We start from the raw sequence: 11917 nt of genomic DNA on the forward strand, positions 1-11917 counted from the left end.
GCGGGCATGGGCGACACCATATTCAGCAAGATCATCCGCCGCGAGATACCGGCTGACATCGTCTACGAGAACGACGAGGTGCTGGCCTTTCGCGATCTGAATCCGCAGGCACCGGTGCACGTGCTGTTCATTCCCAAGCGGGCGCTGGCCACGCTCAATGACGCCGTCGCGAGTGAAGCCGAATTGCTGGGCAAGCTATTGCTGGCCGCCGCCGATTACGCCAAGCAGGAAGGTTTCGCCGAGCAGGGTTATCGCACGGTGATCAACTGCAACGAGGACGGCGGGCAGACGGTCTTCCATCTGCATGTGCACCTGCTTGCCGGCCGTCGCCTGCATTGGCCGCCAGGCTGAGCGCAATCGCTGCAATGCGCATGTACGCGCACATATAAAATAAAAGAACGCCGGCTCGATGCCGGCGTTCTTGTCGGTGATTACTTGGCCGGCGGCGGTGGCGGTCGCACCACGATCACGCGCGGGCCACCGTAGTAGGGATAACCGCCCCACGGGCCCCAGTACGGGCCGAAACCAGGTCCCCAGAACGGGTCGTAGTAACCCGGCGGATAGGCGGCATAGCGCGGACGCTTCGGCCACAGATAGACCACGTCGGCCTCGACACGCGGATAGGCATAGTCAAAATCGCCCACCTTCTGCGACACCGTCCCGTGCAGGGTGCCGGTGATCGTCAACTCACGCCCGCGGGTAAACACTTCCGGGTCGTAGAAGCCTGCATGGCAGGCAACGAAGCGCCCCTGGTTGTCACCCGCGTTGCCCGCTGCCGGGCGCGCCTCGCTGTCCAGCGGGCGCGACAGCAGGTAGAAGCAGGTCTCCTGCTGGCCCGGTTCGGTCTTGATGATCTCGCCACCCCAGCGTACGCGGGCGCCGCCACCGCCCTGCTGGGCGCTGGCAGTGGAGATATCGGTGTAATTGCCTTGCAGTGGTTGGGGAACCGTCGCGCATCCACCCAGCAGGGCGATGGCGGCGACGAGACTGAGGGGGCGGTACAGGGACATGGCAGTTTCTCCATCATGGGCGGTGGCATGCGCCATCGCGTCGGCTTTCATTTGACCATGCGAGCGGTCCGAAAATCCCGCACCGCACGCTGAAAGTCATGCAACGATTCAGGCGGCGGTTCGTCATGGGCATAACGCAGTTCCAGATAACACTTCATCAATAACGCAAGTTCATCACGCTGGCCAGGTAGCGCGCGGGCTGCGCGGCTCAGGTAATGCTGCGGGCCTTCACTGGGCCGGCGCACGATACCCATGCGTGCCAGCTTGTGCTCAAGCTCGCGCAGCGCGGTACGCAAGGGGTCGCGTACCTGCCGCCGCAACAATGCCCAACCCAGGCCGACCGCAATGAACAGCACGCAGCTGATCGCGAGCAGCACGCCCAGCGTCGCCGTATCGGCATCGCGAATGCCGAACGGGGTCAGCAGGCCGCGCTGGCGCAGTGCATCGAAACCGATAACGCCTTGCCCCCACCAGCGGTTGACGATGTCCCAGCGATTGCGCAGCGATTGCAGCCAGCCGTTCTCGTACCAAGGCAGTTGGCCGTCTGCCGCTGCCGCTGCGCCGAGGCTGACGCGTTGCGGTCGCACCGCTCCCGTCGGGTCGACGCGCACCCAGCCACGACCACTCAGCCACACTTCGCTCCAGGCATGGGCATCGGAATAACGTACCAGCAGGTACTTGCCCAACGTGTTCCAGTAACCGCCCTGGTAGCCGGTGACGACCCGCGAAGGGATGCCGGCTGCGCGCATCAGCACGGTGAATGCCGACGAGTACTGCTCGCAGAAGCCTTCACGGGTATCGAACAGAAAATCGTCCATCGCATCGCGACCCAGCGGTGCCGGGGACAACGTGTAGCGGAAACCGCCATTGTGGAAGAGTGCAAGCGCGGCCTGCACGATCGCGGCATCGTCGGTGCCATGGCGCTGACGCCACGATTGCCCTAGCGCGAGGGTGCGCGGGTTGAAACCGGCGGGCAGGGATAGTCCACGCTGGCGCATCCCGATGCCCAGCTCCGGTTGCAGGCGGTATTGGATGGCCGACCGTCCCGCATAGGCGAGCAGGTCGTTGACTGGCTTGTCGGCCATGACGACACGGTCCTGGCGAAGTCCCGCATTGGCAGGAGCATCCAGCGGCACGTCCAGCATCGGCAGCACGTATTGATGCGTCGGCTCCATGCTGACCTGATACCCGACAGTGCGGGATGCCTGCAGCTCCACCGGTTCGCGGTTGACGATGTCGACGTACTTCCAGCGTGAGCCGTCGTAGTCCCACATGACATAGGCGCGGAAATAGCGCTGGTCCGGTGGCGGAGGCGCCCCCTCGAAACTCACCCGCATTGCCGGGTGGTCGTCGATCAGCAGGTCGGTAAAGTCGCCTGGCGACATGTTGTCGCTCAGTCCCGTACGCGCATCGCGCGGTGACGGCGCGCCCCATAGCGGCGAGCTCAGGCGTGGCACCAGCAGGAACCCGAGCAGGGCCAGCGGTAGTGCGGCGGCCAGCAGGCCGAGGCCGGGCAGCAGGGAGCGCTGCAGCGTGACCTGCGCCTGTGCGGGCTCCAGGGCACGCAGAGTTGCCAGTGCCGGCAGCAAACCAAGCGCCACGGTGACGGTGACGATGAGTCCCTGGTCGAAAAGCAGCGCGGCCATCAGGGCAAAGCAGGCGAAACTGACACCGACGCGGACATCGCGTGCGGATTCGGTCTCCAGCAGTTTCAGGACCAGCAGGCCGATAGCCAATGCCGTTCCCGGCTCGCGTCCGAAAATATTTCCGTAGTGGGCAATGACCGCGAGCGTAAGCAGCACCAGCAGGGGCAGCTTGAGCCAGCGCGGCACGCGGCCGATGTGCCGGCGACGTTGCCACCAGCGCCAGCCCAGGGTCAGTGCCAGCGCAATGCCGAGCCACCACGGCAGATGTGCTGCGTGCAGGCCGAGCACGAGAGCCATGGTCAGGCCCAGCAGATCGAACGCGCGGGTATCGATCGGTGATTCGACGCGCGCCTTGCGCGATGGCAGCGCGATCATGGCAGTTGCGCCAGGGCGCTCATGCAGTGGGCGTAATGCAGCGGGCCACTGCCGCTGGCGATCTGCTTGTCCGGCAGCCACAGGCTGTAATTGCGCCGCTGGGCCTGTGCCTCGCCCAGCCAGCGGGCGAGGCGGGCGATGCGGGCCTCCTCGTCCAGCCCAGGCAGCTGGCGCCAGTCCAGTTGCCAGTTCGGACGGTTTTGCGGTTGTTCGAAGTCCTTCACCAGCAGGTTGATGTGGCGGGCGCTGGCCTTCCATGCGATGTGCCGCTGCGGGTCGCCTGCGCGATAGTCGCGCAGCGCGGCCAGCTCGTCACCCAGGTGCAGGCGCATGTGGCGAGCGTCGTCCGCGGCAGCGTGTGGCGGCGGTCCGGCGATTTCCGGGCGCGGCCATACCAGGACCGATTGCTCCGGGTGCAGCCAGCTCCATGCGCGAAACAAGCCCAGCGGCCAACTGCTCCACAGACGCAAGCGCGGCAAAGGCTGCCAGCCGCGTCGCAGGGTTGGCAAGTGCAGCACCACCAGGGTGACGCCGGTCGCATCGATCGCAAAGGCGGTGGAGTCGTGACCCAGGTCGACGCGGATCGCATGGCGACAGCGCCGCGACTCCAGTGCCAGCGTGAGTTCGATCGGTTCGCCTGCAATGGCATGGCCTGCGCGTACATGGGCAAGACGCAGCCCGTCGAGGCTGCGAAACGCCACCAGCATGCTGGCTGCACTGGCCGCACCGAGCAGGCAAGTGAGCAGCAGCGCGGCATTGTTGGTGTAGTTCAACGCGCCGACCATCATCACCAGCAACAACACCGAAAAGCCCAGGCCGAAGCCGGTCGGCACGATATATATGCGTCGCCGGTGCAACTCGATCGGCAGGCTCTCGGGCCGTCGGTAGCGGGTAAGCGCAGGCAACCGGCGTTCGGCCCAGGTCTGTACGTGCTGCAGGATCCCGCGCATCAATCCACCGCCACCTCGGCCAGCAGCTGCCGCGCCAGCGTGTCGCCACCGGCCCCGCGCGCCGGCAGCAGGCGATGGGCGGCCAGCGGCACGAACAGCGCCTGGATGTCTTCCGGCAGCACGTGCGTACGACCGCTGAGCAGCGCCCATGCACGTGCCGCACTCAGCAAGGCCAGCCCGGCGCGCGGTGACAGGCCCACGCGGATCTCGGCATGCCGGCGGCTGGCGGCGAGCAGGGCCTGCAGATAGTCGAGCAGGGCGGTGCTGGCGGTGATGGCCTGTGCCTGCCGGTGCAGCGCGAGCAGGGCGGCGCCGTCGAGCTGCGGGGTCAGCTGAGCGAGCAGGTCGCGGCGATCGCTGCCGGTAAGCAGGGCGCGCTCGGCGGCGGCATCGGGGTAATCCAGCGACAGCCGCAGCATGAAGCGGTCGAGCTGCGAGTCGGGCAGCGGGAAGGTGCCGTTGAGGTCGAGCGGATTCTGCGTGGCGACGACGAAGAACGGTTGCGCCAGCAGGTGGGTCTGGCCATCCACGGTGACCTGATGTTCGGCCATCGCCTCCAGCAGCGCGCTCTGCGTCTTCGGGCTGGCGCGATTGATCTCGTCGGCCAGCAACAGGCCGGTGAAGATCGGGCCGGGATGGAAGCGGAACTGGCCGGTTTCGCGTTCATAGACGCTGACGCCGATGATGTCCGACGGCAGCAGGTCGCTGGTGAACTGCACGCGCTGGAAGTCGAGCGCGAAGGTGGCCGCCAGCGCGTGCGCGAGGGTGGTCTTGCCCACTCCGGGTACGTCTTCCAGCAGCAGATGGCCACCGGCAATCAGGCCGGTGAAAGCCAGCTTCACCTGGCGTGGCTTGCCCAGCAATACCTGGTTGACCTGGGCCATGGCGGCGTCCAGGCGTTGCTGCAGTCCTTCATCGCGAAGCGTGGTGATGGCTGACATGATCCCTTCGGCGCTGGGCGGGTTGTGGGGGCAGGTAGGCAGTGTAGCGATTGTCCGGCACAGCCGATCCTATGGCAGTTCGATGCCGGTCTCGCGCAGCAGTCGCGACAGTGCGATCAACGGCAGCCCGATCAGCGCACTCGGGTCATGATTGTCGATAGCCGCGAACAGGCTGATGCCCAGACCTTCGCACTTGAAGCTGCCTGCACAGTCGAGCGGCTGCTCGCGTTCGACATAGCGTTCGATTTCCGCCGCGTTCAGGACGCGGAAGCGCACGCGGGTGTGATCGACGTAGGTATGCCGGCGGCCGTCACGGGTATCGAGCAGGCACAGCGCGGTGTGAAAGTGCACCTCGCGGCCCGAGCTTGCGCCGAGCTGGGCACGGGCGTGTTCGGCCGTGCCGGGTTTGTCGAGGGTGAGCCCGTCGAGTTCGGCTACCTGGTCGGAGCCGATCACCAGTGCGTCGCGCAGCCCATGTGCCGCCGCTTCGGCCTTGGCGATCGCCAGGCGAAGTGCGCGCGCTGCCGGAGGCTCGCCAGGCAACGCGGATTCGTCGGTGCCGGGTGCGCACTGCTCGAAATCGGGTGTCAGTCGGCGCAACAACTCGGCGCGATAACGCGAGGTGGAGCCCAGCACCAGCCGGGGCGCTGTCCGTGTCGGTAGTGTCATGTGTCGGATTCGCGCCGGATGTGTTCACGCATGGCGCTGTTCAGGTCACGCTGCGCCTGGGTAAGCGCCTGCAGCAGGGGTTGCAGGCGGTCGCGTGTGCTGCGCATGGAGTCGGCAGCCTCGTTCAGCTCCTGCTGGCTGGCTTGCGCCGATTGATCACGGATCCACAGCCGCTGCTGCAGCAAGGCGCGCAACCCTCCATCGATGGCATGCCTGGCCTCCTGTTCGCTGGCGGCTGGCAGGTCGGGATTGAGCGACATCACGGCATGCGCCTGCTGCAGGCCGGAACGGCAAGTCTTGAGGTCTGTTTCGAGTCGGTCGGCCAGATCGAGCAGGGTCTGCAGGCTGCGGCTGCGCCGTGCCTGGCGCCGGCGCATGAAGAGGGTCCAGCTCACGCCGGCGACCAGCAGCAACAGCAGTACGGCGACGCCGGGGGTCAGATAGTCATTCACGAATGGCAGTTCAGGCGACGAAGGGATTCAGTCTGCCGCATTGGGGCCAGATCAGGCAAAATAAGCCACGTAGCAGCCGTTTCATGGGTTTGGATAGCCTTGCCAGTTGACTTGAGGCGGCTTCATACCTAATATTTCGCGATTATGTCCGTGACACTGCCAGAGTCCGTGGACGCTTGGCGCATGGTCTCGGCGCGGCGTTCGTTTGAGGGAACGCTACCCATCGCGACCATGTCCCGCCTGTGCGATGCACTGGCGGGCACCGACGGGGTGGTGCGATTCGAGCTGGATTTCGGGCGCGACAGCCTGGGTACGGATTATCTCGATGTTCGCGCGCAGGCTTCGCTCACGCTGGTCTGCCAACGTACGCTGGAACCGTTTGTACTGCCCGTGGTGGTGAGCACGCGGCTTGGCCTGATCAAGCTGGAGCGCGATGAGGCTGGCTTGCCGCCTGACTGCGAACCGCTGTTGGTGGCCGAGGATGGCCGGTTGAAGCCGGCCGATGTCATCGAGGACGAATTGCTGTTGGCGCTGCCGCTGATCCCGATCAATCCGGACAGCAGCTTGCCCGACGAAGTGACAGGTCACGAGCCGGAAAACGATTCCACCGGCGAGGGGCGCTCCGAGAATCCGTTCGCGGTGTTGCGCGAACTGAAGAAGTAACCACCGACCCGGATCATCTCGATCCTGGTTTTGTCGAAACAGATCATCAAGTTTCAGTTGGAGAACTACCATGGCAGTTGCCAAGAGCCGCCGTACCCCGTCCACCCGCGGCATGCGTCGTTCGCACGACGCGCTGAAGACCGTGCAGCTGTCCACCGATCCGACCAGTGGCGAAGTGCATCTGCGCCATCACGTCACCAAGGATGGCTACTACCGCGGCAAGAAAGTGATCGAAACCAAGGGTGCGGTGTCGGTCGAGGATTGATCGGTTCGCGGGATCCCTCGGGATTCCACGATGCGATCATGCGGAACGGCGCGGCGACGCGCCGTTTTGCGTTTATGTCCGCCGGAACGTAACGTTGCGGTGTCGTGCAGGCGCCGCCAAGGCGTTCAATCCTCTGTTTCCATTGATGGATAGCTGAATGTCCCAGATCTACTCCCGCATCATCGCCACCGGCAGCGCCTTACCCGAGCGCGTGGTTACCAATGCCGATCTGGAAAAGATCGTCGACACCAGTGACGAGTGGATCCATACCCGCACTGGCATTCGTCAACGCCATATCGCCGCCGATGGCGAGACCACCGGCGACCTGGCCTTCCTTGCCGCGCAGCGCGCGCTGGAAGCGGCCGGCATCAAGGCGTCCGAACTCGACCTGATCGTGCTCGGCACCACCACGCCGGACATCATCTTTCCGTCCACCGCCTGCCTGGTACAGCACCGACTCGGTGCGAACGGCTGCGCCGCGTTCGACGTCAATGCCGCCTGTTCGGGCTTCGTCTACGCGCTGGGTATCGCCGACAAGTTCATCAAGAGCGGGCAGTCCAAGAAGGTGCTGGTGATCGGGGCCGAGACATTGACCCGGATGGTCGACTGGACCGAGCGCGAAAGTTGCGTGCTGTTCGGTGATGGCGCGGGTGCCGTCGTGCTGGAGGCTTCCAGCGAGCCGGGCATCTATGCCACCTGCCTGCATGCCGACGGCGGCTTCAAGCATCTCCTGTACAACCCGGTGGGCGTCTCGGTCGGTTTCAAGGACGAGCCCAACCACGGTGTGCGCATCAAGATGTCCGGCCGCGAAGTGTTCAAGGTCGCGGTGAAGACGCTCGACTCGCTGGTCGACGAAACCCTGCAGGCCGCCAACATGGTGGAGTCGGACATCGATTGGCTGATCCCGCATCAGGCGAACCTGCGCATCATCGAGGCGACCGCCAAGCGACTGAAGATGTCGATGGAGCGCGTCATCGTGACGGTCGACAAGCACGCCAATACCTCGTCCGGTTCGGTGCCGCTGGCGCTCGATTACGCGGTACGTTCGGGCAAGGTGCAGCGTGGCCAGAACCTGTTGCTGGAAGCGTTCGGCGGTGGCTTCACCTGGGCTTCGGCGTTGCTGCGCTACTGAGTCGCCGTGGTTCAAGTTTCCCGACGATGCCGCCCATGGCGGCATCGTGTCTTTCGGCCGGCACGACCAAATACAGCTGCGTATGGGCGGCGATGCTGGCACCATGGCGGTTTTCGCCGACGGGATCTGCGCATCCATGAGTTCAACTTCCGCTTCGCTCGCTTTCGTTTTCCCAGGTCAGGGTTCGCAGTCGGTTGGCATGCTGGTCGAACTGGCTGCTGCGCATGCCGAAGTGCAGGCGACGTTTGCAGAGGCCTCGCAAGGCGCCGGGCTCGATCTGTGGAACTTGAGCTCACAGGGGCCGGAAGACCAGCTCAACCGCACCGAAAACACCCAGCCGGCGCTGCTTGCCGCCAGTGTGGCCGTGTGGCGGGTATGGCAGAAGCTGGGTGGCGTGCAACCGGCGCAGTTGGCCGGTCACAGTCTGGGCGAGTACAGCGCCTTGGTTTGTGCCGGCGCTTTGTCGCTGCATGATGCGGCGGCGCTGGTGGCCGAGCGCGGTCGTTTGATGCAGGCGGCCGTGCCGGCCGGCGTTGGCGCGATGGCGGCGATCCTTGGTGGCGATGACGCGCAGATTGCTGCAGTGTGCGACGAGGTGGCGCAGGGGCAGGTGGTGTCGCCGGCGAACTTCAATTCGCCCGGCCAGCTGGTGATTGCCGGCCATGCCGAGGCGGTGGATCGTGCGCTGGCGCGGCTGGCCGAGCTGGGCGTGAAGAAGGCGATCAAGCTCGCTGTCTCGGTACCCTCGCATTGCGCCTTGATGCGCGAGGCTGCCGACAAGCTCGGTGAGCGCATGGGCTCGATCAACTGGCAGCTGCCAACGGTCCCGGTGGTGCAGAACGCCGAAGCGCGCAGCTATGGCACCCTTGATGAAATTCGCGGCGCGCTGCAGCGCCAGCTGTACCTGCCGGTGCGCTGGACTGAATGCGTGCAGGCACTGGCTGCTGGTGGTGCCACGCGTATTGCCGAATGTGGTCCTGGCAAGGTACTGAGCGGCCTGATCAAGCGCATCGACAAGACGATCGAGGCTCGCGCGATCGGTGCGCCGGCCGAAATGGATGCCGCCCGCGCCGAATGGGCGTAAATGACCTCCCTTGGCCGGGCCTGCAGGTCTCAGCCATCCTGATTTCCCAAGGAACCGACAGATGAGCAACCCACTGCAAGGTGACATTGCCCTCGTTACCGGCGCAAGCCGCGGCATCGGTGCGGCCATTGCCGACGAACTGGCTGCGATGGGCGCCACGGTGATCGGCACGGCGACCAGCGAAAGCGGCGCTGCCGCGATTGGTGCGCGGCTGGCGGCGCATGGTGGCCACGGCCGGGTGCTGAACGTCACCGACAGCGCCGCGGTCGACGCACTGGTCGACAGCATTGCCAAGGAATTCGGTGCGGTGTCGATCCTGGTCAACAACGCCGGCATCACCCGCGACCAGCTGCTGATGCGCATGCGCGAAGAGGACTGGAACGTCATCCTCGACACCAACCTCAGCTCGGTCTACCGCACCTCCAAGGCGGTCATGCGCGGCATGATGAAGGCGCGCAAGGGCCGCATCATCTCGATCGCCTCGGTGATCGGGCTTACCGGCAATCCGGGCCAGGCGAACTACGCGGCGGCGAAGGCCGGCATCATCGCGTTCTCCAAGTCGCTGGCGCGCGAAATCGGCACGCGCGGCATCACGGTCAACGTGGTGGCACCGGGCTTCATTGATACCGACATGACCCGCGCCTTGCCCGAAGAATCGAAACAGGCGCTGCTCGGCCAGATCGCGCTGGGCCGGCTCGGTGAGGTGGCTGACATCGCCAAGGCGGTGGGTTTCCTGGCCTCGCCGGCGGCGGCCTACATCACCGGCGAGACCCTGCACGTCAACGGCGGCATGTACATGCCGTAAGGCATGCGCAGGCAGTTGTCGCCAGCGGGCTCGTTTTAGGCGACAATTGCGTTTTCGCGTCGGTCCATTCGGGGCGCGTCATGGCATCACCGGTGGATCGTGGCGGCCTGGCGGTTTAGCCACTACAATGCCGCCGGCCTTTTGCGGGCACTACGCCGGCACAGACAAACATTTACTCCTTGAGAGGTATGGGCAACATGAGCACCATCGAAGAGCGCGTCAAGAAAATCGTCATCGAGCAGTTGGGCGTGAAGGAAGATGAAGTCACGGCGAACGCTTCGTTCGTGGACGATCTGGGCGCAGATTCGCTGGACACGGTGGAACTGGTGATGGCGCTCGAGGAAGAGTTCGAGACCGAGATTCCCGACGAAGACGCCGAGAAGATCACCACCGTGCAGCAGGCCGTCGATTACATCAAGGCCCACTCCAAGGATTGATCGGTACGCCACTTGATCGCTGTGCGCCTGACTGGTCTGCACTCCGCGAGCCAGCCGGTTACACAGCGATACCGAATGCTGCGCCTTCTTGGCGCAGTTTTCGTTTCTGCATTTTGTAACGTCCGACCCCGTATGGTGGACAGGATGCGTCCCGGCCGAGGCCGGTGACGTATCTACGATCCGTGCTGCGAGGCATCTGCCCGCGGCGGGTTTACGGAATCACGAAGGAAGATCAGCATGAGCAAGCGACGTGTGGTAGTGACCGGCATGGGCATCATCTCGCCGGTCGGCAACGAACTCGCCAGCGCCTGGGAGCGTGTCCTCAAAGGCGTCAGCGGGATCGGCCCGGTCACCCATTTCGACACTTCCGCTTATTCCACGCGCATCGCTGGCCAGGTCAGCGGTTTCGAGCCGTCGCAGTGGATGCCGCTGAAGGACGTCAAGAAGATGGATCCGTTCATCCACTATGGCGTGGCGGCGGGTACCCAGGCCTTGCGTGATTCCGGGCTGGAAGTGACCGAGGCGAACGCACCTCGCATCGGCGTGGCCGTCGGTGCCGGCATCGGCGGCCTGTACACGATCGAAGCGACCACGCTCGAACTGGCCGCCAAAGGCCCGCGCCGGGTCTCGCCGTTCTACGTGCCCAGCTCGATCATCAACATGGTCTCGGGCCAGCTGTCGATCATGTTCGGCCTGAAGGGGCCGAATATCGCCTGCGTCACGGCCTGCACCACGGCGACCCACAACATCGGCCTGGCCGCGCGGATGATCCAGTACGGCGACGCCGACGCGATGATCGCCGGCGGCGCCGAGTTCGCCACCACCGGCACCGCGATGGCCGGCTTCTGCTCGGCCAAGGCGATGTCCACCCGCAACGACGATCCGACCCGGGCCAGCCGTCCGTGGGACAAGGACCGCGACGGGTTCGTGTTGTCCGATGGCGCCGGTGTGCTGATGCTGGAAGAGTACGAACACGCCAAGGCGCGCGGCGCCCGGATCTACGCCGAACTGGCGGGCTTCGGCATGAGCGGCGATGCCTTCCACATGACCGCACCGAGCGAGGGTGGCGAAGGTGCGGCGCGCTGCATGCAGAGCGCGTTGAACGATGCCCAACTTGCTCCGTCCGACGTGCAGTACATCAACGCGCATGGCACCTCCACGCCGCTCGGCGACCTGGGTGAGGTGATGGCGGCGAAGAAGGTGTTCGGCGATCACGCCTACAAGCTGGCGATGAGCTCGACCAAGTCGACCACCGGCCATCTGCTCGGTGCCGCCGGCGGGGTCGAGGCGATCTTCACCATCCTGGCGTTGCGCGACCAGGTGCTGCCGCCGACGATCAACCTGGATGAGGCTAGCGAAGGCTGCGATCTGGACTTCGTGCCGCACACGGCGCGCGAAGCGAAGCTGGACGTGGCGATCTCCAACTCGTTCGGTTTTGGCGGCACCAACGGCACGCTGGCATTCCGTCGCGTTTGACTGATCGATCAG

14 protein-coding genes are annotated in these 11917 nt (G+C 65.0%); 8 read left to right on the forward strand and 6 right to left on the reverse strand.

What is annotated here, in order from left to right; all coding sequences use genetic code 11:
• Nucleotides 1-6: 6 nt before the first annotated feature.
• A complete protein-coding gene (locus tag B0E46_RS09780) occupies nt 7-351 on the forward strand; it encodes a histidine triad nucleotide-binding protein (RefSeq protein ID WP_077555601.1) in 345 nt (114 codons plus the stop codon).
• A gap of 80 nt (nt 352-431) precedes the next feature.
• Here B0E46_RS09780 and B0E46_RS09785 read toward each other — a convergent pair whose 3' ends face one another.
• The 6 genes from B0E46_RS09785 to B0E46_RS09810 form a co-directional block, all read right to left on the reverse strand.
• Complete coding sequence (locus B0E46_RS09785) at nt 432-1010, reverse strand: Slp family lipoprotein (protein ID WP_077555807.1); 579 nt, start codon at nt 1008-1010, stop codon at nt 432-434.
• 47 nt (nt 1011-1057) lie between these two features.
• Entirely contained in the window at nt 1058-3031 is a 1974-nt protein-coding gene (locus tag B0E46_RS09790; protein ID WP_077555602.1) for a DUF3488 and transglutaminase-like domain-containing protein, read from the reverse strand.
• Nucleotides 3028-3981 (reverse strand): DUF58 domain-containing protein, encoded by a 954-nt coding sequence (locus B0E46_RS09795; RefSeq protein WP_077555603.1) that lies wholly within the window; start codon nt 3979-3981, stop codon nt 3028-3030. The genes B0E46_RS09790 and B0E46_RS09795 overlap by 4 nt, the downstream gene beginning before the upstream one ends.
• Nucleotides 3981-4922 carry a MoxR family ATPase gene (locus B0E46_RS09800; RefSeq protein WP_077555604.1) on the reverse strand — a complete coding sequence of 314 codons (942 nt, stop codon included), beginning with the start codon at nt 4920-4922 and terminating at the stop codon, nt 3981-3983. Before B0E46_RS09800 ends, B0E46_RS09795 begins: the two co-directional genes overlap by 1 nt.
• Nucleotides 4923-4991: 69 nt before the next feature.
• A complete protein-coding gene (locus B0E46_RS09805; protein WP_077555605.1) occupies nt 4992-5591 on the reverse strand; it encodes a Maf family nucleotide pyrophosphatase in 600 nt (199 codons plus the stop codon).
• On the reverse strand, nt 5588-6043 hold the full coding sequence (locus B0E46_RS09810; RefSeq protein ID WP_077555606.1) for a hypothetical protein: 456 nt from the start codon (nt 6041-6043) through the stop codon (nt 5588-5590). The genes B0E46_RS09805 and B0E46_RS09810 overlap by 4 nt, the downstream gene beginning before the upstream one ends.
• Nucleotides 6044-6226: 183 nt before the next feature.
• Between B0E46_RS09810 and B0E46_RS09815 the strand changes: the two genes are divergently transcribed.
• The 7 genes from B0E46_RS09815 (at nt 6227) to fabF (ending at nt 11905) form a co-directional block, all read left to right on the forward strand.
• Nucleotides 6227-6706: a YceD family protein gene (locus tag B0E46_RS09815; protein WP_077555607.1), complete on the forward strand. Its 480-nt coding sequence runs from the start codon at nt 6227-6229 to the stop codon at nt 6704-6706.
• Nucleotides 6707-6776: 70 nt separating this feature from the next.
• Nucleotides 6777-6971 (forward strand): 50S ribosomal protein L32, encoded by a 195-nt coding sequence (gene rpmF, locus B0E46_RS09820; protein ID WP_077441856.1) that lies wholly within the window; start codon nt 6777-6779, stop codon nt 6969-6971.
• 157 nt (nt 6972-7128) lie between these two features.
• Nucleotides 7129-8103 (forward strand): beta-ketoacyl-ACP synthase III, encoded by a 975-nt coding sequence (locus tag B0E46_RS09825; RefSeq protein ID WP_077555608.1) that lies wholly within the window; start codon nt 7129-7131, stop codon nt 8101-8103.
• A gap of 136 nt (nt 8104-8239) precedes the next feature.
• Nucleotides 8240-9187, forward strand: coding sequence for an ACP S-malonyltransferase (fabD, locus tag B0E46_RS09830; RefSeq protein ID WP_077555808.1), 948 nt, complete (start codon nt 8240-8242; stop codon nt 9185-9187).
• Between the two features lie 61 nt (nt 9188-9248).
• A complete protein-coding gene (fabG, locus tag B0E46_RS09835; RefSeq protein WP_077555609.1) occupies nt 9249-9992 on the forward strand; it encodes a 3-oxoacyl-ACP reductase FabG in 744 nt (247 codons plus the stop codon).
• A 197-nt stretch (nt 9993-10189) separates the two neighbouring features.
• The gene (gene acpP, locus B0E46_RS09840) at nt 10190-10429 is read left to right on the forward strand and encodes an acyl carrier protein (RefSeq protein WP_007805185.1); all 240 of its coding nucleotides are present in this window, start codon (nt 10190-10192) and stop codon (nt 10427-10429) included.
• 237 nt (nt 10430-10666) lie between these two features.
• Nucleotides 10667-11905, forward strand: coding sequence for a beta-ketoacyl-ACP synthase II (fabF, locus tag B0E46_RS09845; RefSeq protein ID WP_077555610.1), 1239 nt, complete (start codon nt 10667-10669; stop codon nt 11903-11905).
• Nucleotides 11906-11917: the final 12 nt, after the last annotated feature.

Origin of the sequence: Rhodanobacter sp. B04, assembly GCF_002001125.1 — a bacterium.
Lineage (GTDB): Bacteria > Pseudomonadota > Gammaproteobacteria > Xanthomonadales > Rhodanobacteraceae > Rhodanobacter.

Bases quoted from the DNA above. Each gene is read 5' to 3' on its own strand.
- B0E46_RS09805 (WP_077555605.1), bottom strand. From the start codon at position 5,591: ATGACACTACCGACACGGACAGCGCCCCGGCTGGTGCTGGGCTCCACC.
- B0E46_RS09825 (WP_077555608.1), top strand. From the start codon at position 7,129: ATGTCCCAGATCTACTCCCGCATCATCGCCACCGGCAGCGCCTTACCC.
- B0E46_RS09785 (WP_077555807.1), bottom strand. From the start codon at position 1,010: ATGTCCCTGTACCGCCCCCTCAGTCTCGTCGCCGCCATCGCCCTGCTG.
- B0E46_RS09795 (WP_077555603.1), bottom strand. From the start codon at position 3,981: ATGCGCGGGATCCTGCAGCACGTACAGACCTGGGCCGAACGCCGGTTG.
- fabD (WP_077555808.1), top strand. From the start codon at position 8,240: ATGAGTTCAACTTCCGCTTCGCTCGCTTTCGTTTTCCCAGGTCAGGGT.
- B0E46_RS09790 (WP_077555602.1), bottom strand. From the start codon at position 3,031: ATGATCGCGCTGCCATCGCGCAAGGCGCGCGTCGAATCACCGATCGAT.
- rpmF (WP_077441856.1), top strand. From the start codon at position 6,777: ATGGCAGTTGCCAAGAGCCGCCGTACCCCGTCCACCCGCGGCATGCGT.
- acpP (WP_007805185.1), top strand. From the start codon at position 10,190: ATGAGCACCATCGAAGAGCGCGTCAAGAAAATCGTCATCGAGCAGTTG.
- fabG (WP_077555609.1), top strand. From the start codon at position 9,249: ATGAGCAACCCACTGCAAGGTGACATTGCCCTCGTTACCGGCGCAAGC.
- fabF (WP_077555610.1), top strand. From the start codon at position 10,667: ATGAGCAAGCGACGTGTGGTAGTGACCGGCATGGGCATCATCTCGCCG.
- B0E46_RS09815 (WP_077555607.1), top strand. From the start codon at position 6,227: ATGGTCTCGGCGCGGCGTTCGTTTGAGGGAACGCTACCCATCGCGACC.
- B0E46_RS09800 (WP_077555604.1), bottom strand. From the start codon at position 4,922: ATGTCAGCCATCACCACGCTTCGCGATGAAGGACTGCAGCAACGCCTG.
- B0E46_RS09780 (WP_077555601.1), top strand. From the start codon at position 7: ATGGGCGACACCATATTCAGCAAGATCATCCGCCGCGAGATACCGGCT.